This is a genomic window from Rhodococcus sp. IEGM 1306 (assembly GCF_036541985.1).
GTDB classification, from domain to species: domain Bacteria; phylum Actinomycetota; class Actinomycetes; order Mycobacteriales; family Mycobacteriaceae; genus Rhodococcus_F; species Rhodococcus_F qingshengii.
This window is the reverse complement of record NZ_JAZHFF010000001.1, coordinates 275,742-295,463: the sequence shown is the minus strand read 5'-3', so window position 1 is coordinate 295,463 and position 19,722 is coordinate 275,742. Positions and strand designations below refer to the sequence as shown.

General features: G+C 60.6%; 21 protein-coding genes. 5 read left to right on the top strand and 16 right to left on the bottom strand.

Features of this window, described 5'->3' with window-relative positions:
- Positions 1 to 39 precede the first annotated feature (39 nt).
- Entirely contained in the window at positions 40 to 825 is a 786-nt protein-coding gene (locus V3587_RS01530) for an IclR family transcriptional regulator (RefSeq protein WP_007732760.1), read from the top strand.
- A gap of 5 nt (positions 826 to 830) precedes the next feature.
- On the opposite strand, the gene V3587_RS01525 is transcribed toward V3587_RS01530, so the two are convergent.
- The 14 genes from V3587_RS01525 to V3587_RS01460 all read right to left on the bottom strand — a co-directional run bounded on the left by V3587_RS01525 (position 831) and on the right by V3587_RS01460 (position 14,205).
- Positions 831 to 1,586, bottom strand: coding sequence for an SDR family oxidoreductase (locus V3587_RS01525; RefSeq protein WP_007732761.1), 756 nt, complete (start codon positions 1,584 to 1,586; stop codon positions 831 to 833).
- The gene (locus V3587_RS01520; RefSeq protein ID WP_042448473.1) at positions 1,573 to 3,303 is read right to left on the bottom strand and encodes an IlvD/Edd family dehydratase; all 1,731 of its coding nucleotides are present in this window, start codon (positions 3,301 to 3,303) and stop codon (positions 1,573 to 1,575) included. Before V3587_RS01520 ends, V3587_RS01525 begins: the two co-directional genes overlap by 14 nt.
- Entirely contained in the window at positions 3,296 to 4,189 is an 894-nt protein-coding gene (locus V3587_RS01515) for a 3-keto-5-aminohexanoate cleavage protein (RefSeq protein WP_007732764.1), read from the bottom strand. The genes V3587_RS01520 and V3587_RS01515 overlap by 8 nt, the downstream gene beginning before the upstream one ends.
- Positions 4,186 to 4,815: a dihydroxyacetone kinase subunit DhaL gene (gene dhaL / locus V3587_RS01510; RefSeq protein ID WP_007732765.1), complete on the bottom strand. Its 630-nt coding sequence runs from the start codon at positions 4,813 to 4,815 to the stop codon at positions 4,186 to 4,188. The genes V3587_RS01515 and dhaL overlap by 4 nt, the downstream gene beginning before the upstream one ends.
- Positions 4,816 to 4,847: 32 nt before the next feature.
- A complete protein-coding gene (locus tag V3587_RS01505) occupies positions 4,848 to 5,843 on the bottom strand; it encodes a dihydroxyacetone kinase subunit DhaK (protein WP_042448479.1) in 996 nt (331 codons plus the stop codon).
- Positions 5,840 to 6,226, bottom strand: a complete 387-nt coding sequence (locus tag V3587_RS01500) for a hypothetical protein (protein WP_197686824.1) — start codon at positions 6,224 to 6,226, stop codon at positions 5,840 to 5,842. The genes V3587_RS01505 and V3587_RS01500 overlap by 4 nt, the downstream gene beginning before the upstream one ends.
- Positions 6,227 to 6,273: 47 nt before the next feature.
- Positions 6,274 to 6,630, bottom strand: a complete 357-nt coding sequence (locus V3587_RS01495) for a hypothetical protein (RefSeq protein ID WP_007732768.1) — start codon at positions 6,628 to 6,630, stop codon at positions 6,274 to 6,276.
- Positions 6,631 to 6,688: 58 nt separating this feature from the next.
- The gene (locus V3587_RS01490; RefSeq protein ID WP_042448488.1) at positions 6,689 to 7,609 is read right to left on the bottom strand and encodes a 3-keto-5-aminohexanoate cleavage protein; all 921 of its coding nucleotides are present in this window, start codon (positions 7,607 to 7,609) and stop codon (positions 6,689 to 6,691) included.
- Entirely contained in the window at positions 7,599 to 8,363 is a 765-nt protein-coding gene (locus V3587_RS01485; RefSeq protein ID WP_042448491.1) for an SDR family NAD(P)-dependent oxidoreductase, read from the bottom strand. Before V3587_RS01485 ends, V3587_RS01490 begins: the two co-directional genes overlap by 11 nt.
- A gap of 2 nt (positions 8,364 to 8,365) precedes the next feature.
- Positions 8,366 to 8,908: a VOC family protein gene (locus V3587_RS01480; RefSeq protein ID WP_042448493.1), complete on the bottom strand. Its 543-nt coding sequence runs from the start codon at positions 8,906 to 8,908 to the stop codon at positions 8,366 to 8,368.
- A gap of 137 nt (positions 8,909 to 9,045) precedes the next feature.
- Positions 9,046 to 10,425 carry an MFS transporter gene (locus V3587_RS01475; RefSeq protein ID WP_007732774.1) on the bottom strand — a complete coding sequence of 460 codons (1,380 nt, stop codon included), beginning with the start codon at positions 10,423 to 10,425 and terminating at the stop codon, positions 9,046 to 9,048.
- Between the two features lie 205 nt (positions 10,426 to 10,630).
- A complete protein-coding gene (locus V3587_RS01470) occupies positions 10,631 to 12,151 on the bottom strand; it encodes an AMP-binding protein (RefSeq protein ID WP_283376044.1) in 1,521 nt (506 codons plus the stop codon).
- Positions 12,152 to 12,224: 73 nt separating this feature from the next.
- Positions 12,225 to 13,346 (bottom strand): DUF5938 domain-containing protein, encoded by a 1,122-nt coding sequence (locus V3587_RS01465; protein ID WP_003940189.1) that lies wholly within the window; start codon positions 13,344 to 13,346, stop codon positions 12,225 to 12,227.
- Between the two features lie 55 nt (positions 13,347 to 13,401).
- Positions 13,402 to 14,205: an SDR family NAD(P)-dependent oxidoreductase gene (locus tag V3587_RS01460; protein WP_283376043.1), complete on the bottom strand. Its 804-nt coding sequence runs from the start codon at positions 14,203 to 14,205 to the stop codon at positions 13,402 to 13,404.
- A gap of 325 nt (positions 14,206 to 14,530) precedes the next feature.
- On the opposite strand from V3587_RS01460, the gene V3587_RS01455 reads away from it, so the two are divergent.
- On the top strand, positions 14,531 to 15,133 hold the full coding sequence (locus tag V3587_RS01455; protein ID WP_058037890.1) for a TetR/AcrR family transcriptional regulator: 603 nt from the start codon (positions 14,531 to 14,533) through the stop codon (positions 15,131 to 15,133).
- Here V3587_RS01455 and V3587_RS01450 read toward each other — a convergent pair whose 3' ends face one another.
- The gene (locus V3587_RS01450) at positions 15,134 to 15,727 is read right to left on the bottom strand and encodes a TetR/AcrR family transcriptional regulator (protein WP_003940428.1); all 594 of its coding nucleotides are present in this window, start codon (positions 15,725 to 15,727) and stop codon (positions 15,134 to 15,136) included.
- Positions 15,728 to 15,844: 117 nt separating this feature from the next.
- On the opposite strand from V3587_RS01450, the gene V3587_RS01445 reads away from it, so the two are divergent.
- The 3 genes from V3587_RS01445 to V3587_RS01435 all read left to right on the top strand — a co-directional run bounded on the left by V3587_RS01445 (position 15,845) and on the right by V3587_RS01435 (position 18,714).
- Positions 15,845 to 16,606, top strand: a complete 762-nt coding sequence (locus V3587_RS01445) for an enoyl-CoA hydratase-related protein (protein ID WP_064074266.1) — start codon at positions 15,845 to 15,847, stop codon at positions 16,604 to 16,606.
- Between the two features lie 241 nt (positions 16,607 to 16,847).
- Positions 16,848 to 17,363, top strand: a complete 516-nt coding sequence (locus V3587_RS01440; RefSeq protein ID WP_007732784.1) for an OsmC family protein — start codon at positions 16,848 to 16,850, stop codon at positions 17,361 to 17,363.
- 37 nt (positions 17,364 to 17,400) lie between these two features.
- Positions 17,401 to 18,714, top strand: a complete 1,314-nt coding sequence (locus V3587_RS01435; RefSeq protein ID WP_019745377.1) for a bifunctional o-acetylhomoserine/o-acetylserine sulfhydrylase — start codon at positions 17,401 to 17,403, stop codon at positions 18,712 to 18,714.
- 64 nt (positions 18,715 to 18,778) lie between these two features.
- On the opposite strand, the gene bphC is transcribed toward V3587_RS01435, so the two are convergent.
- Complete coding sequence (gene bphC, locus V3587_RS01430) at positions 18,779 to 19,699, bottom strand: biphenyl-2,3-diol 1,2-dioxygenase (protein WP_003940493.1); 921 nt, start codon at positions 19,697 to 19,699, stop codon at positions 18,779 to 18,781.
- Positions 19,700 to 19,722: the final 23 nt, after the last annotated feature.

The window sequence follows — 19,722 nt, the reverse complement described above, 5'->3', positions numbered from 1 at the left end:
CCCCTCGACAATCTCGCATCAGGCAGACAGAATAGTTCGGTGAGTCCCATTCATCGGGCCGATGGCGAGGTTTCCGCAATTGGTCGTTCCACCGAGATACTGAAGACTTTTCGTGACAGCTCAGGCGTTCTCAGCGCAGCAGCGCTTGTTCGACGGACAGGCATGGCCAAAACAACGGTGTATCGAATGGTCGACGATCTCGTCCGAGTCGGGTTGCTCGAACGGCAAGGAACCAACTACCGCTTGGGTCTCCTCCTGTTCGAGATCGGCGAATCTGTTCCACGGCAGCGAAACCTCCGCGAAGCAGCGCGGCGCCACCTTTCGGCCTTGCGTGAAGCAACGGGACACAACGTGGGACTCGCTGTATTGGACGGTTTCGACGTGGTTTACCTTGATGTCTTCCGTGGCGACGACGGACCACGCCTTCCGCAGCAAATCGGTGGTCGGTGGCCTGCACACGCAAGTTGTTCCGGCAAAGCAGTATTGGCGTTCACCAACTCTGGGGATTTCACGATGCCCACTGTCCTCGAAGCACACACCGAGAACACCATCACCGATCCCGAACTCTTCCACCGAGAACTGGATCGTGTTCGCAAGCGTGGTGTCGCCTTCGACCGCCAGGAAGCATTTCCCCGGATCGTCGGCGCCGCAGCACCAATATTCGGCCCGGACGAAGGCGTCCTCGGCGCAATCTCCATTTCCGGTATGGCAGGCCGAATAAATCTGACCCGTATCGACGCGGCGGTGCGGACGACGGCAATCGCCATCTCACGTGATCTCTCGAGTGCCCAGTCCGTCGTCCGCCCTGTCCTACAACGACGCTGATGCCGTCAACCGCGCCCGACGTACGGCATCCGGTTTGCCATGATCGTCAGAGTCGGGACATTCACGTCGAGTGGTAGATCTATCAGTTGCACAACGGTGTTCGCGACATGACGAGGATCGAATGTCGGCTCGGGCCTGGTAGTGCCGTCAGCTTGTCTTGCCGAGTGGCCGATTCCGGCTGTCATGTCAGTTGCCGCATTGCCGATGTCGATTTGACTGCAACAGATGTCGAACTCTCGGCCGTCGAGAGAGATCGACTTCGTCAAACCTGACACACCGTGTTTGGTCGCCGTGTAGGCGGCACTGTCGGGCCGGGGCGTGTGAGCGGAGAGCGACCCGTTGTTGATGATCCGGCCTCCTCTCGGATCCTGTGTTTTCATGATACGAATCGCTTCACGCGCACAAAGGAATACGCCGGTGAGATTGGCTGCGACTGTCGCGTTCCACGCTTCAGGATCGATCTCGTCCACACTCCCCGACGGCCCGAATGTCCCTGCGTTGTTGACAAGCACATCGAGTCTGCCGAAACGCTCAGTCACGGATGTGAACAACCGGTGAACCGATTCGGGCGAGGACACATCAGCGGGAATTACCACTGCGCGCTCGTGACCCCCACCTGTCGCTTCCAAGCTCACGCTGTTTCGACCAGCCAATACAACGTGGTGTCCTGCATCGAGTAGACCTCTGGCCATTGCGCGGCCGAGTCCCGACCCTGCACCGGTCACGACCACGACTCGGCCGACACGCTCAGTGATTGTCACCGTGTACCTCCGTTCCGCGCCTGCCCACCAGGAAATCGAAATCGACTCCGCGGTCGGCCTGCATCACATGATCCACGAACAGTCGTTGATACCCACTCGTACTCTTTTGTACGCGTGGCGGCAACGCCTCGAGACGCCTGGCCAGCTCGTCGTCGTCGACGAGTACACGCAAGACCCCACGAGCAACATCCAACTCGATCAAATCACCATCCCTGACCGCGCCGAGAGGCCCACCGGCATCCGCTTCGGGCGCAACGTGCAAAACGACTGTGCCGAAGGCTGTTCCGCTCATTCGCGCATCAGAGATCCTGACCATGTCTCGTACACCCCGCTCGAGCAGCCTTCGAGGGAGTGGCAGATTACCTACTTCTGGCATACCCGGAAACCCCTTCGGTCCAGCGCCGGTGAGGACGATGACGTCGTCGGCCTCGATGTCGAGATCCGGCGAGTCGACGCGCGCCGTGAAGTCGTCCATTCCGTGAAACACGACCGCACGGCCCACGTGGCTGAGCAACTCCGGCGACGCCGCAGATGGCTTGATCACTGCACCGTTCGGCGCGAGATTGCCGGTCAATACCGCTATGCCGGCTTGCTCCAGCAACGGTGCCGCCGTGCTACGAATTACGTCGTCGTCCCAAATTGTTTCGCCGGAGTTGTTCTCACCGAGAGTCTTTCCGGTAACCGTGGCGGCATCCAGATGGAGGATGTCTCCGAGCTCGGCGATCACCGCAGGCAGTCCGCCTGCGTAGAAGAAATCCTCCATCAAATAGGTACCCGAAGGCATGAGGTTGACCAGCAGGGGAACGTCACGACTCTGCTCCCCGAAATCGCTGAGCTCGAGGGGAATTTCCAGCCTCCCGGCGATGGCAAGCAAGTGCACCACAGCGTTGGTGGACCCACCGATAGCCGTGTTCACCTTGATCGCATTCTCGAATGAATTTCGGTCGACGACCGAAGACATCGTCAGGTTCTCGGCCACCATCTCCACGATTCTCACGCCGCTGTCGCGTGCAAGTACACGTCGCCGTGAATCCACTGCCGGGATCGCAGCGTTACCGGGGAGCGTGAGGCCCAAAGTCTCGACAAGCGACGCCATCGTCGACGCGGTGCCCATAGTGTTGCAGTGACCGGGCGATCGAGACATAGCCGATTCCGCTGCTCTGAACTCACATTCACTCATGCATCCGGCTCGCACTGCTTCACTCATCTCGAACACCGAGGTTCCAGATCCGACAGTCTTACCTTGATGGCGGCCGTTCAACATGGGCCCACCGGATACGACAATGGTGGGAAGGTCACAACTGGCTGCGCCCATCACCAGCGCCGGGGTGGTTTTGTCGCAGCCGCAGAGCAGTACGACGCCGTCGATCGGATTGGCTCGAATCGACTCCTCCACATCCATGCTGACGAGGTTCCGATAGAGCATCGTGGTGGGGCGGATGATCGTCTCACCCAATGACATCACCGGAAACTCAACTGGAAATCCGCCTGCTTCGATGACTCCCAGTCGCACCTGCTCGGCCAGATCTCTGAAGTGAGCGTTGCACGGCGCGAGCTCGGAATACGTGTTACAGATACCGATAACCGGTCGGCCGTCGAACATCCGATCAGGGATACCCTGGTTCTTCATCCACGAGCGGTGGATGAATGCATTGAGATCATTGCCTCCGAACCAATCCTGCGAGCGAAGTGTTCTACTCGTCGGTGTTCTACTCATCCGAACCCTCCAAACCAAGGATTGCCCTTGCCTCCCCAGGTGTTGCAGGCTGCATTCCGAGTCGCTGGACGATGTCGATGATGTTCTCCACCAAACGAACGTTCTCGGCCGGCTCTCCATTCGCGAGAAACGGATAGTCTTCGATTCCCACACGCACGTGCCCTCCGAGCAGGAGTGCATGAGTCAGACCACGCAGTTGATCTGGCCCGCTGATGCTCACGGAGAAGACCGATTTCTCCGGTAGGTGTTCCACCATCTGCTGCAAGATCTGCGGGGAGTACGGCATCGCATTCTGAAAAGTTCGATCAAGTCCCAGTACAAGATTGACGAGGTGCGGGCCAGGCTGCCCTTCGGTCAACGTACGTATCTCCTGGAGCAGATGTGACGGGCTGAAGGCCTCCCACTCAGGTTTGATTCCTAGTTTGCGCATTGACGCTGCCAGTTCGGCGGCACGACTGGGCGGCGTGTCCATCAGTACCTCACCGACCGGTGAGGTCACATAGGCCGTGATGGCATCGAGCGTGCATGTGTCTGCGCCGCCATGCAGGCCCTGGAGCCTCGCGTCCCAGTCCACGATGCGCGCACCGTCACTGCGAACACTCACCATGTCACCGTTGACTCCGCCGCCGGTCGAGTTGTTGATCACGATGTCGCAGCTTTGGCGGACAAGCGTATTCATCTGCCGATAGATTGCGGCATCACAGGTCGCTTGATCGTCCGGTCGTCGAGCATGAAGTGCTGCCACGCTGGCTCCAGCGCTGTGGCAGCGTGCCACATCCGCCGCAATCTGCTCAGGCTGAGTCGGAATGAACGGATTGTCGGCAACAGTGAGGAAGCCACCCGTCGGGGCAACTGTGACGATGACCTTGTCTCGCAGATCGCTCATGCCGGAACGCTCCTGTAGCTGGATGCGGCGAAGAACATGGCAATCGCCGATGCCCCCGGGTCCTCGACGCCCCTGGCGTGTTCTCCCACGTAGGTCGCGCGTCCGCGGCGGGCGAGCATCGCGCGAGTCGATTCGGCGCCGAGCCTCGCAGCCGTGGCCGCAGAGTTCAAGGCAGCGGACAAGGTTGCCCCGCTGACTGCCGCCTCGGTCAATGCGCTGGTTGCGGGGACCATGGCGTCGACCATGGTCTTGTGACCCACCTGGGCATTGCCGAGACGCTGCACCGCAGCTGTCGCCGTACCCAGGGCAGAAGCCAAGTCTGTTGCGGTCACTTCAACTCCAGAGACTGCTCCGATCCGGCCGAACCACAGACCGAGAAGTGGTCCGCTTGTCCCACCGATGTCGAGAAACGCATCCGACGTACGGGCGAACACTTCACCAGGACTGGTCGGCGGGTCGGAACGAAGTCGTTGCACCGCACTTCGCAGGCCCGTCCGCAGATTCATTCCGAAATCGCCGTCTCCGACAAGCCGGTCCAAATCTGTGAGGGAATCGAATTGATCTTCGGCGGCATCGGCAAATCGATCGATCCACGCCCGAGTGTCCCCGACGCTCAACATTGTCATCATGAAACTCTTTTCAGTAGTGCATATTCGAGTTACCAAGCGAGTGCGGGAGTGCGTACCGTTGCATCCCAGAGATCCAGAAACTCCTCGGTCGAACGGAGAAGGGTGATAGAGAGCCCGTGCATATCCAATGCAGTGACGAAAGAACCTGCAATCACACGATCCAAACCGATACCGGCATCCTCGAGGAAAGACTTTAATTCTGCAGTGGCAATGGATAATTCGAGTCCATGGGTTGCCCCTAGCCCATTCACTATCGCTATCACACCGTCCCCGCGCTCAACCCCGACAGCATCGAGGATCGGCTCCGACAACTGCGCCACGAGTTCGGCGGCAGGAACCGTCGGACGCGTCTCACGTCCACGCTCGCCATGGATTCCGATGCCGAACTCCATCTCCCCTGGCGCCAGTTCGAAGGACGGACGATCCTGTCCGGGAGCCGTGCACGAGCGGAAAGCTGCACCCAACGTCGCCGACGCCGCCACCACCCGGCGCCCCAGGTCAGCGATCTCGGAAAGCGCCCAGTGCCGTTCCGCGGCCGCCCCACAAATCTTCTCCACGGCAATTACCGCAGCGGTACCACGACGTCCAGGTCCACCCTCGTCTGCAGTCGTCGTCGCGAGGTCGTCGTCGACCATCACGATCTCCACTTGCCGCTCAGTTCCGAGTAACTCGGCCGCGATCGAGAAATTCAGTTTGTCTCCGGTGTAGTTCTTCACGATGAGAAGTGCACCCCGTCCGGTCTCGACAGCATTGACCGCAGCGCGGATCTGAAAGGCTGTGGGACTGGCGAAGACCGACCCAGGAACTGCGGCGTCCAACATGCCGGATCCGACGAACTCCGCGTGTAACGGCTCATGCCCGGCCCCGCCACCTGAGACCAACACAACTTTGTCTCGGGCGACACCCGCGCGAGTCACAAACAACGGATCTCGGTGGTAGGAGAGCATTTCCGGGTGCAGGATCTGAAGTCCTTCGAGCGCTTCGCGGACTACATCCTCGGGCCGGTTGACCACATGGCCGATCATGACGAACTCTCGGACGCCGACATTGGGCCGACAGGGAAGCGAACCGCAAACGCACTCACACACGTGCGAACGTTGTCACCGACCCGTATCCCAGCCTCCGCTGCAGGCTCGTTGACATACGAAACAGTTCCGTTGTGCCACATATCCATTCCATTGCTGATCTCGGCAGAGTCGTGACTGACCGCTACGCCGGCAAGTCCCGAATCTCCCATGCGGACGATTCCGATGATCCCCGCGTTGTCCTTGCCGATTCCGGCATCGTTCAGCACCGCCAACGCACAGCCCGTCGCAATCGCCATCCGCCCTGACTCTTGACCGCCGTTGGATGCCGCAACGACGATGCGGTCGCGGTCCGACCGTTCGATCTGCGACATACTGTCCATGACGACAATCTGTCTACCGTTCTCCACACCGACAATGTTCCGAAACATCAGTCGACGCTCCTCTCTATCAGTGCCAGCACTTCTTCGGAAACGCGGCTGCCCACACGCACACCCGCTGCGACTGCAGTCGGATTGGCATACGTCACGATGCCGCACTCCCACACGTCGTTGCCATCTCCAATACGCGAACTCTCGTGTCCGACTGCAATGCCAACGATCTTCTGGGCGTCGATCGCAGCCAAACCTGCGATTCCGGCCTTGTTCTTCCCTATGCCGGCGTCATTGCACACCACAACACGAACCCCGAACCCGACGGCGTACTCTCCAGCACTCGTCCCTCCGTGTGATCCGGTCACGATCACATCACCGGCCTGAGCCGAGGAAGCAAACGCAATCGAATCCATGATCCACACTCTCGTTCCGTTAGAGGAATGAACCAAAGTAGGTTCGGCACCTTCGGTTTCAACTACTCGCATGGACATCCACCCCTAGAATTCGACGTGCCTGATCAGGAGTTGCGGGTTCACGCCCGTACCGCCGAGCGATCGAAACAACTTCGGCGACCAGATCAGGTGTGGAGGGGTATCCCAGTTCTTCGTAGTGGTAGTCACCGGCACCGATTGCTACATGGCCCCCGCGCTTGATCGACTCCTCCGCTGCTGCAAGAACATTGCCTCGGTAGGCCGAGACGATCCACTCCACTGAAAGATCAGCCGGCAGGAGGTCCAGTTGCGCACGTAGCCCTGCTGCTGTCGCCGGATGTGCAGCCGGAAACTCGTCACCACCGAGAATGAAAGCGATCACCAATGGTGACGACGGATTCCGCACCCTTGCGTGGGCGAAGATCGCGCGCGTCCAACTCACGTTGAATGACGTCTGATACGGCACCAGACCCAATTCACTAGCGCGCGAGAGTAATTCGATCTGTGTTCGAGTGTCGTTGACGAAGACCCTGGAATCGGTTGCGAACAAGCCTGTCGTCGCATCGATCAAGTCCATCGCCGCACAGCCCATGTCGACGACCAAGAAGTCCGAACGTCGTTTCGGATCACTTTGGTTCGGGGCAAGATTCGACAGCCGCTCGTCTATCGTGTAGCCGGGAACATTGGCCATCGACGGCGCAAGCAGCAGATTCGATACCGCCCGAACCCGCTCGACGATCTCTCCGTAGGTCGCCGCCGAGTGATCCACGCCGCCGTCCACGGCTCGACCGTGAAAATGCATCAACGACGCCCCCGCACCCTCACAAGCGAGGGCAGTGTCGGCTATTTCGCTGGGCGTCCACGGAATGTGGGGATTGGGTGCGCGCATGGTGTTCTCGTTGACGTGCACTCCGATGATTACCGGTTTCTCCGTTGTACTGGACGTTGCCTCAAGAGTCATGTCGCTCCTTCGGAAGATTCCAACCGGCTGTCATCGACTGACCTCCGTCGACTGTCCACGTCTGACCCGTCACGAAACCGGCGCCGGGACCAGCGACAAAGGTCACGACTTCAGCAATCTCAGCCGGCTCCGCGTAACGGCTCAACGGGATCGATTGCAAGATGGCGCTCTGCATTTCAGGGCTCTGGGCCCGACTTGCAAGCGGTGTCCGCGTCGAACCCGGTGCAACACAATTGACTCGGATCCCCTCGCCGGCGAGCTCGATCGCGAGTTGTGTGGTCAACGCGACCACGCCACCTTTCGATGCGGAATACGCAGCACGGTCTACGCTGCCGCGTAGGCCGGAAACCGAGGCAATTGTCACCACGGATCCGCCGCCATCTGCGGCGAGCAGATCCACGAACTCCCTGACCACCGCAAACGTGGAAACGAGGTTCAGCTCGAGGGTTCGCCTGAATCGATCGGGTGTGGTGTGCCGGATCGGCGCGTTGTCCGCGGTTCCCGCCGAGGTCACAACCGTGTCGACACGACCGAACAGCTCTTCGGCGACGTCGCGAAGCCGTCGGATGTCTCCCTCATCGGTGACATCCACTCGAACGCCGACCGTCCGTGTATCTGGTTCTGGCGCAGTGTCTCCGGATGTATGCGACAGGTCGGCAGAGATGACATGCCAACCCAAGTCGGCGAATCGTTTGCACGTTGCCAGGCCGATCCCGGATGCGCCACCAGTGACGATCGCTACCTTCCTACTCACGACTACAGCACCTTCCTCATGTCGCGAATGGGATTCGACCCGTCCCACTCCTTCGATGCAGCCTCGACTGCGCGAAACAGATCGCCCTTCCTTCCGCTGACCTCCGAGACTTCGATGACTGTTCCCGGATACGGGCCGTCCTCGTAGTAAACGAATCGCTCGTCCGGTGCGCCACTACCGGATCTACCACTCTGCAATTCGACGAGCCCTCGGTTCTTGGATTCCTCCACATATCGATCGAAATCCGTTGTCCAGTAGGCAACATGTTGAAGTCCTTCGAGCCCTCGATCGGCGAACTCGCGAAATGCCGACGGCTCATCGTTGTGTTGTTGAATCAGCTCGATCTGCGCGCTTCCGCTGTGCGCGAGCGCCACACTGAATCGAGGCGCACTCGACTTGCCACGGAAGACGAAGTCGTTCAACGGTTGGTCCTCCACGAAGAAGAAGGGGCCAACGCCGACAACGTCGATCCAATGCTTCAGCGCGCTGTCGATGTCGTTGACCACAAAACCCAATTGGCGCAAAGGCCCGAAGTATCTACTCACGAAGTCCTCGTTTGTTCGTTGCCGACGAAACCACGGTCGACGACTGTGATCCTGATAAGTGATGATGTCCTGCGCATGCTCGCCTGAAGAATGAAGAATTCCCGTTGATCGGGAATCTTCCGGGGCCGAGACTCGGCTCAAGCCTGTTCAGGTGCAACCAAGGTTCCGGCGTCGCGCTCCGCCCGGTAATCCAGTGTCAGTTGGTCGTTGGCCTTGTCGGCCTTTCTGGTGATCACCTTGAGCAGCAGCACGATCAATGCTGCCGTCGCCAGCACCGCGGAGTACACCCCGATTGCCGGTGTGAAACTGTTGGTCGCGTCCTTGATCCAGCCGGTGACCTGTGGACCGAAATAGCCTCCGAGGTTACCCATTCCGTTGATGACACCGAAACCTGCCGCCAAGGCAGCGCCGGTAAGGAAGCTCGAAGGCATGGTGATGAAGATGCTCATCGAACTGTAGAGACCGATCCCGGCGATGCAGAATCCGAAGATAGCGACAACCGGTGTGGTGAAGAACAGCGCAGCAATAGCAAATCCGAGTGCTGCGACCGATGCGGCGATGGCGAAGTGCACGGGGCGCTCTCCGGCGCGGTCCGAATGGCGCGTCCACCAGATCATCGGTCCGATCGCAATCAGTGCAGGTAGTGCGGCAACCCATCCGATCTGATTGGTGCTCATCCCGAATTGCGCGTAAATCTGCGGCATCCAAATCTGGAAACCGTTGAGGCTGAAGGTGAAACAAATGAACACGGAGATCAACACCAGTACTCGTGGGTGCACGAGTCCCTGGAGGAAGCTGTGCTTACCGACGACCGCTTCGCGCTCTTGCGCCTCGGACTCGAGCGTATCGGTGAGCCAACCGCGTTCTTCCTCGGAGAGGAACTCCGCCTCCGAAGGCTTGTCCCGCAGAACCTTGTAGATCACAAACGCCATGACCACAGCGGGGACGCCGGTGAGAATGAAAACCCATCGCCATCCGGAAAGCCCGAGAAAGCCGTCGATAGCCATCAGGTGTGTGGTGATCGGAGTACCCAGGCCGGAGATACAGATGAAGGTCACGATCCACGCCATTGCTTTGCCTCGATCCCGATTCGGGAACCACTTCGAGACGAAGAACAGCATGCCGGGCGAAAAGCCGGCTTCGGCAATACCCAACAGGAATCGTGCTGCCACCAATCCGCTGGCACCCTGAACGAACGCGGTTCCGATGGTGACCACGCCCCACGTGATCATGATTCGTGTGATCCAGCGCCGCGCACCGACCTTTGTGAGGATGTAGTTGCTCGGGGGTTCGCAGATCGTGTAACTCCAGAAATAGATTCCGGCCGCAAACCCGAACATCGAGGCCGATATTCCGAGTTCTTTGTTCATCGTCAATGCTGCAACGCCGATGTTCAATCGGTCGAGATACAGGACGATGTATGCCAATCCGATGACCGGCATGAAGCGGAGCATGACCTTCCGGACGGTCCTGGCCGGAAGGGGAAGTTGCTCGGTGACTGTTCTTTCGTGACGCATGATTCACCTCGTACTCATTCGAACACATCATTGTGATGGCTGACACAGAGACGATGCGGGTCGCGATTCGAACTTCACAGACACGATTCCCGATGATCGGTACTCGATTCGTGAGCAATCGACCAGCCGGGGTGACAAGAAAGCGGAGTGCCTGTCGGTTTCGACAGGCACTCCGTGCGGTGAAACATAGGCGTCCCGAGGGTATTCAGCCAGTCAGCTCGCTCTTGATCTCGTTCTTGAGAACTTTGCCGACCTTGGAGCGAGGTAGATCGTCCCAGACGATCACTTGCTTCGGAGTCTTCACACTTCCGATGCGAGCCTTCACGAAAGCCATCACCTCGGCGCCGTCGATGTCGGCGCCGAGGTGCGGTTGCACCACTGCCACAACGCGTTCGCCCCACTTGTCATCCGGCAACCCGATCACTCCGCAGTCCTGAATCCCCGGATACGCCATGAGTGCCTGCTCCACCTCGACCGAATAGACGTTGAAACCGCCGGTGATGATCATGTCCTTCGCACGGTCGACGATGAACAGGAAATTGTCCTCGTCCAGGTATCCGATGTCGCCGGTGTGATGCCAGCCGTGGGCTGACGCTTCCGCGGTTGCGTCGGGGTTCTTGTAATAACCCGCCATCACCAACGAACTGCGAATCACCACCTCACCACGCTCGCCACGTCCGAGCAGCGTGCCTTTGTCGTCCATGATCCCCACGGTCACCAGCGGCGACGGTCGACCGGCCGAGGAAAGTCGTGACGTTGCGACAGTGCCGTCCGGGCCGAAGTGCTCCTTCGGTGACATCGTCGAAATCATCATGGGGGCTTCACTCTGCCCGAACAGCTGAGCCATGACCGGGCCGATCTTGTCGATCGCTTCCTCTAGCCTGGTCGGGGAGATCGGCGCCGCTCCGTACCAGAAGCATTGCAGCGAGCTGAGATCCGTGGCAGACAGGGCCTCGTGCTCGAGCAGCATGTAGATGAGCGTCGGCGGCAGGAAGGTGTGAGTCACCTTGTGCTTCTGAACGTTCGCGAGGAAGTACCCGAGATCGGGCTTCGGCATGATCACCACTTCGCCGCCGAGGGCCATGATCGGGAAGCACAGAACACCGGCGGCGTGAGTCAACGGTGCCAGCGCCAGATACACCGGGCGCCCCTCGAACGGATAACTCATCAAAGTGATTGCGGTCATCGTCTCGATGTTGTGCCCGGTCAACATCACTCCCTTTGGCCGTCCAGTTGTACCACCGGTGCCGACCAGCATGGTGACGTCGTCGGGCGCCGCGGCGTCGAGTTCTTTTTCCCCGAGCCAGCTTTCGAGGGACTGTGCCGAATCCCATTCGCCGTCGATACAGACGAGCGTCACCAACTGGGGAAGCGCATCCTTGATCTGGTCGACTAGCGGCGCATAGGACTTCTGAAAGAACAGAGCGTGACAATCGAACAAATCCAACAGGTCTCGGTTTTCCGCAGCTTCGTTGCGAGGGTTGATCGGGCACCAGACGCCGCCGGCCCGGCTTATTCCGAATACGCACGAGAACGAGATCGGGTCGTTGCCGGACAGAATCGCGACCTTTTCGCCCGGCGCGATGCCCGAAGCCGCGAGTGAAGCTGCGAAGCGTCGGCTGAACTGCTGCACCTCGCCGTAGGAGAGAGTGCGCTCCCCCATCGTCAAACACGGTGCGGTGGAACCAAGAGAGGCTCCCTTGTCGAGATAGTCGGTCAAACGCATGGGGAGCCTCCAGGGCGGGGCTCCCGGCGCGCTACACGCCGGGAGCCGTGAACATGATGACGAGGGCGACGAGTTAGGCGTTGATGGTTACTTCCGGCTCCAGAGCCAGCCCGAAACTACGTAGCGCGCCGAGCAGTTCGCGATGGCCGAACGCCTGGCAAGCCGAGGCAAGCCCGGTCCGCTTCGGCGCCTGCTGGAGCAGAGAATGCGCTGCATAGGCGTGCAGGAGGCCCGTCTGCTTGTAGTTACAGTTTCCGTGGATCACGACGTGCGAGCGACCCAGCGGGCCCGACGCGTAGACGGAGTCGAGTGAGGTGTTGATGCGCGGATTTTCACGAGGGGGCATACCGGCCTGAACCGATCCGGCGATCTCGGCCAAGGCGGCTTCCTGCTCGTCGGCGGGCAGGGTCTTGATCTGCTCCTCCACGATCTTCTGCGTCGCGACAACGCCTTCCATCACGGTGCGGTCGAACACTCCGCCCGCAGCCTTGACGTTGGAAACTCGCGGATCGTTCTTGAACCACACCGGGTGGCATGTTCCGCCCCACGGCAATGCAAGCGCAGTTTCGTGCTGGCCCGGAACGACGACGTCGAAAGTCTGGCCGGGCGCCCACTGCACGTACTTGTTCTGCTCGAGGTAGTACCAGTTTGCCTTGAGGATGGTGAAGATCGTCTGAGTGGACGCGTAGGTGGGAAATCCCTTCCACAGCACGAGGATGTCGAGCGTATCGAGCCCCGGCGTTTCCAGTGCGATATTGGCCGCGATCTCACCGGTGGTGTACATCTGCGCGATACCGGGCGAGAGAAGCAGGCCCTTCTCCTGATACTTGTCGCTGAACTTCTCCTGGACGTCGAGTACCCAGTCCTGCTCACCGGTGGTATCCATGTAGTGGCAACCGGCATTCAACGCGGCCTCGACGACGGTGCCGCCGAGCTTGATGAACGGGCCGACCATATTACTGACAACCTGTGCGCCGGTGAACAATTCGGTGAGAGCCTCGACCGTGTGCTCGACCTCGACGACTTCGTGATCGACGGTGTCCAAACCAGGGATCTTGTCGAGGACCTCTTGGATGCGAGCGGCGTCGCGGCCGGCTGCGATGAACGGGATGTTGAACTCGCGCAGGTATTCACACACCAGACGGCCGGTGTACCCGGAGACGCCGTAGACGATGACGGGCTTCTTTTCGGACATGTTCGTGGAACCTTTCGAAGACGTGAGAAGGGTGTACGTACGAATGAAGGGCGAGTTACATGCCCATGCCACCGTCGACCGGTAGGCCGATTCCGGTGATGAATCGCGCGGCGTCGGAGGACAAGAACACAACGGCGTCAGCCATGTCGTTCACTTCACCGAGGCGGCCGAGCGGGGTGAGGCCGATGACGTCTCCGACTGCTGCTTCGGCGCTGGGCCAGAGACCGAGCTTCTCCATGTCCGCCGCGAGTCCGAGACCCATCTCCGTGGCGACAAGACCCGGGTAGATGCAGTTGACGCGGACTCCGTAGCCGAGCTTGCCCGACTCGGCGGCGGCAACTCTGGTGAAGCGATCGACCGCGGACTTGGTCGCGGAGTATCCACTGATCCCGGGAAACGGAATGGTTGCGGCCACTGAAGAGATGTTGATGACGGAACCGCCGGTTCCGGCTACGCCACCCGGACGCATGCTGCGCAGTCCGTGTTTGGTTCCGAGCGCTGTTCCGAGGATGTTGACCTCACACATACGGCGGATGTCATTCGGATCGAGGTCGACCACCAGCGAGGAAATCTCGATGCCTGCGTTGTTGACGAGGATGTCGAAGCCGCCGAGGGTCTCCGCGGTGGCGGCGACTGCCTCTTCCCAGTTGGCATCGTCGGTGACGTCCAGCTTTACGAAGCCGGTTTTGACTCCGCCCGAACCAACAGCCTCTGCGGTGGCACGACCCTCGTCTTCGAGAACGTCGCCGATCATCACTGACGCCCCCGCCTTCGCCAACGCCTCAGCCATTCCGGCTCCGAGCCCCTTGGCACCACCTGTGACCAGTGATTTTCGTCCCTCGAGATCAAACACGCTCATTTTCGACTGCCTCCATGACTGAAACGACTCTCGCGATGCCACCGTTCACAGCGACGCTGCCAAGTGGTGTGAGTCACAGAGTATTCAACTTTGGACGAGTGTCAAGAGAAATCTTGACGACTGTCAAGATTTTGTTACACGCTCGTCAAAGACCAGGGGTTACACTGATTCGGACGCGGTGATCGTGCCGCTGTGGAAACCGCAGGGAACAGGACGTGCCATCGTGACCACGACAGTCGAGAAGCCTAGTGAGGCAGGGAAAAAGGCTGCACCTAGCTCACCGGGCCAGCAGTCCGACTCCGCCAAGCGGTCCAACGCAGACAAGGTGTCGCGTCGCCAGGTCGACAAATTCTCCGAGCGACGTGATCAACTCGCCGAGGCCGCACTGCAAACCCTGGCCGAATTGGGCTACGCACGCACGAGCCTGCGCGAAATCGCCCAGAATTCGGAGTTCTCCCACGGCGTCCTGCACTACTACTTCAGCGACAAGGTCGATCTCATCACCCACTGCGTGCGCCACTACAAGGCACGCTGCGTCACCCGCTACGACGGCATCGTCGCCACCGCGAAGACACCGGAGGAACTGAAAACCGGTTTCGGCGCACTGCTCGCCGAGACCATGATCGAAGAACCCACGATGCACCGCCTCTGGTACGACCTGCGCGCGCAGTCGATGTTCGAGGAGTCGTTCCGAGCCGACGTCGCCGCGATCGACGAGAGTCTCGAAAACATGATCTGGCGCATTGTTTCTCGCTACGCCGAGCTTCTCGACGTAGAGGCATCGGTCACCTCGGCGGCGATGTACGCAATCTTCGACGGCCTGTTCCAGCAGAGCCTGCTGCGCCATCTGTCCGGCGATCAGACTGCCGCAAACTATCTTTCGGTGAGCGTCCAGCAGATGCTGCCTCTGGTAGTGCCCACTTCCTGATCAGCGAGCAGCGATGCCTTCCGCGACGTACCTGGCTCCGCGATCGAATTCTCCGACCACGTCGTAATCGGCGTCTTGCCGCCAGAAGCGGACCAACGCTCCGTACGTACCACCGATCATCTGTGCGAGAAAGAGCGGCGGGTAGTCCGATCTCACTTCGCCGGCTTCGATACCGGCAGTGACGATCCGGAGAAGTTCCACGTGGAACCGATGATCGTGGGCCGCCCCCGCTCCGGAGGAGGCGAAGTCGCGCTCGAGTTCTGCAGTCACCATGCGCAGATAGCGCGGATGCATGATCGCTTGCTGCGCAAAGTCCTGAAAAATCCGGGAGATCCGATCAGAAGTCGGCATCGGCGATTCCATGAGCTGATCCACCAGTGCCGCAAGCTGATCGAGATGATCACTGTGCAGCGCCTCGAGAACCGAGTCCTTGCCCTGGAAGTAATTGAAGAAGGTGGCTCGCGACACCTCGGCTCGCTCGGCGATGTCGTCGACGGTCGTGCTGGCGAAACCCTGCGCCGAGAACAGAATTCGAGCAGCCGAGAGCAACCTGTCGTTGGTATCGCGCTTGTTCTGTTCTCGTTTGGAAATCACGTCGACCTGCCCTTCTCCGCCTCAGAACACAGTCTTCGCCACAGTCCGGAATGTGTCCAATGTCCGTCCCGTCAGGTGACGCACCTCCGCCTCCGATAGGTGGACTACAGTCCAATTATGTCGACTGTTTCCACCGAACGCCATGACCGCGTTCTCATCGTCAGGATCGAACGCGAAGAACGCCGTAACGCGATCAACCGTGAGACTGCCGAGGGAATCGAAGCCGCGCTGAATATTCTCGACGACGACCCTGATCTGTGGGTCGGCATCATCACCGGAACCCCCAACATCTTTTGCGCCGGAACCGATATCCGAGAGCGGGCCGACCTCCGCATGCCTCGCGGCGGAGAGTACGGCGTCATCCGGCGCCGGCGGAACAAGCCCCTGATCGCTGCAGTCGAGGGCTACGCGCTTGGTGGCGGTTTCGAAATCGCACTGGCCTGCGATCTGATCGTCGCTTCCGCCACAGCGCAATTCGGCCTTCCCGAAACCAAACGCGGTCTGGTTGCGACGTCCGGAGCACTCTTTCGGGCGCCTCGCGCGCTTCCGATCAACGTCGCCCGCGAACTCTTGATCACCGGCCGCACACTCGATCCCGAACGGGCAAAGGACCTCGGCGTCGTCAATGCAGTCACTGCCCCTGGTAAGGCACTCGACGAGGCACTGGTGATGGCAGCGGAGATCTGCGAGTCCTCCCCCACCTCCGTGAGTCTGAGTCTGAAGGCCATCGAGGCTCTCTACGCCGACGCCGACGCCGACGGATGGAAGGTCACCGACGACGCCAAGGACGCAGTGTTGCGCTCTCCGGACATCGCCGAAGGACTCGACGCTTTCGCCACTCGTCGGACACCCCGATGGAGCGGACTGCCGCCCGCATGACAGACCACAATCCGAGACAGATTTCCTATACGTCTGGTCGGAAAGGGTATGAACCGGTTACAGTCTCTCCTGTGACGGGAATCGGCGCATACGAGACGGGCACGCTGCTGACGCGGCGGCGCCATGTCGACTTTGCGCATGTCTGTACATCCGGGTGTCCGATCTACTGATCGGACCTACGACGTGAGCGCCGCTCACGTCGATACTCGTATGTACACCCAGATCAGGGGACATTTCTGTCATGACCACCGCCTCCATCTCACACCTGAGTTCCGTCGTAGCAGCCAACGCCGACGCCATCGACAAAGACGCCAGCAAAGCGCACGTCGTATTCAAGGCTTCCGCCCAGGCGCACGACGCCGTTGCCAGCACCATTTCTCTCGGTAAGTACAGCGTCGAGGTCGACGAGCCGCCGGCCCTCGGCGGCGAGAACACCGCAGCCAATCCTGTCGAGTACTACCTTGCTTCCCTGCTCTCCTGCCAGGTGGTCACCTACCGCGTCTGGGCGGACAAACTCGGCATCGCTCTCGACGACATCTCGGCCAGAGCCGAAGGTGACCTCGACGTTCGTGGATTCTTCGGCTTCGACGACGCCGTCCGCCCGGGATTCTCCGAGGTCCGCGTGGTCGTCACCCTGACCGGCCCCGAAACCCGCGAGCGCTACCTGGAACTGCAGGAAACGGTCGACGCCCACTGCCCCGTACTCGATCTCACCCGCAATCCCGTCCCAGTGCATACAGTCGTCGAAACCGCCTGACCCGCACCAACCCACCTTCACCACGGAGTATGAATTCATGAGCGAGAACACCCCCGTCGATACCGATCCGACCGCCGATTGGTCGTTCGAAACCAAGCAGGTCCACGCCGGACAGGGCCCGGACAGCGCTACCAACGCTCGGGCGCTTCCGATCTACCAGACCACCAGCTACGTCTTCGACAACACCGACCATGCGGCGGCGCTCTTCGGCCTCGCCGAGCCGGGCAACATCTACACCCGCATCATGAACCCGACGCAGGACGCCGTCGAGCAGCGCATCGCCGCCCTCGAAGGCGGAGTCGCGGCTCTGCTGGTTGCGTCCGGTCAGGCCGCCGAATCCTTCGCGATCCTCAACCTCGCCGAGGCCGGGGACCACATCGTCTCAAGCCCTCGCCTGTACGGCGGCACGTACAACCTCTTCCACTACACGCTGCCCAAGCTCGGTATCACCGTCGACTTCGTCGAGGACCCGGACAACCTCGATCACTGGCGTGAGGCAATCCGTCCGAACACCAAGGCGTTCTACGGCGAAACCATCTCCAACCCCAAGAACGACGTGTTCGACATCCCCGGCATCAGCGCAGTCGCCCATGAGCACGGCATCCCGCTCATCGTGGACAACACGGTCGCAACTCCGTACCTCATTCAGCCGCTGAAGCACGGCGCCGACATCGTCGTCCACTCCGCCACCAAATACCTTGGCGGACACGGCACCGCGATCGCCGGCGTCATCGTCGACGGTGGCACCTTCGACTGGACCCAGGGACGCCACACCAACTTCACGACCCCCGACCCCAGCTACCACGGCGTCACCTTCGCCGATCTCGGCGCACCCGCCTACGCCCTCAAGGCACGCGTTCAGCTTCTGCGCGACCTCGGCTCGGCCATCGCACCGTTCAACGCCTTCCTCATCTCGCAGGGTATCGAGACACTGAGCCTGCGCATCGAGCGCCACGTGTCCAACGCCCAGAAGGTCGCGAAATTCCTCGAGGGCCGCGCCGAAGTCACGTCGGTCGCATACGCCGGACTGGAATCCTCGCCCTGGCACGAGCGCGGAAAGCAGCTGGCTCCCAAGGGAACCGGCGCCATCGTCGCGTTCGAGCTCGCCGGTGGAGTCGACGCAGGCAAGAAGTTCGTCAACGCACTGACGTTGCACAGCCACGTCGCCAACATCGGTGACGTTCGCTCACTCGTCATCCACCCCGCGTCGACGACGCACTCGCAGCTCACCCCCGAGGAGCAGCTCGCTTCGGGCGTCACCCCGGGGCTCGTCCGCCTTGCGGTCGGCATCGAAGGGATCGACGACATTCTCGCCGACCTCGAAACCGGTTTGGCCGCAGCAGCTTCCTGATCTATCGCACGAAAAAGCTCGGCCCCGATATGCATTGGGACCGAGCTTTTTCGTTGCGTAAGAGCTAGCTCTTGGGAGTGAACGCGGCCAGCGGTTCACTCTCGGACCAGTCATGGCCCCAGTAGCTGTCGGCCGTGATTTCCTCAGCGGTGTAGAAGGCTTCGTCGACAAGCATGCCTTCGCAGCCGAACTCCAGATCCCATCCACCCGGTGCGCGCACGTAGAACGACACCATCTTGTCGTTCGTGTGGCGACCCAACGTCGAGGAGATCGAGAAGCCGAGCTTGGCAACACGATCGAGAGCCTGACCGACGGCGTCGAGAGTCTCGGCTTCCATCATCAGGTGCACGAGACCGGGCTCGTCAACCGGCGGCGCCGGGCACAACGCCAGGCTGTGGTGGCGCTGGTTGACACCCATGAAGCGAACGCGGCGAGCCGGCGGCGGCGCATCGATACCGCCGAGACGGATGGAACCGCGCGGGAGGAATCCGAGCACCTCGGTGTAGAAGGTGTATGCCTCGTCGAAACGCGTAACCGGAAGCACCACATGGCCGAGGCCCTGATCGCCGGTGACGAAACGGCCGCCGTGCGGGGTGACCAACGGGCTGTGGTCGAGTACCGGTCCGAAGAAGACCTCGACTCGGTTGCCGTTGGGATCGTCGAATGCGATGACCTGCTCGGCATCGCGGTAGCTGGCGTCGACCTCGGAAAGAACCTCGACCTCGACTCCGGCCTTCTCCACTGCTTCACGAACACGCTGGAGCGCGAACTGATCTCGCACTTCCCAGCCCACTGCGAGAGCCTTGTCCGTCTCACCGGGCAGGACGATCAGTCGCGCACGACGCTCGTCCAGGCGCAAGTAGAGGCCGTCGGCTTCCGGGCCACTACCGACCGCGAGGCCGAGTCCGTCGACCACGAGCTCGCGCCAGCGAGCCACGTCCTGCGTTTGGATCCTGAGATACCCCAGGCCCCGAATTTCAGTCATGCCTAACCGTCCTTGCTTCGAAA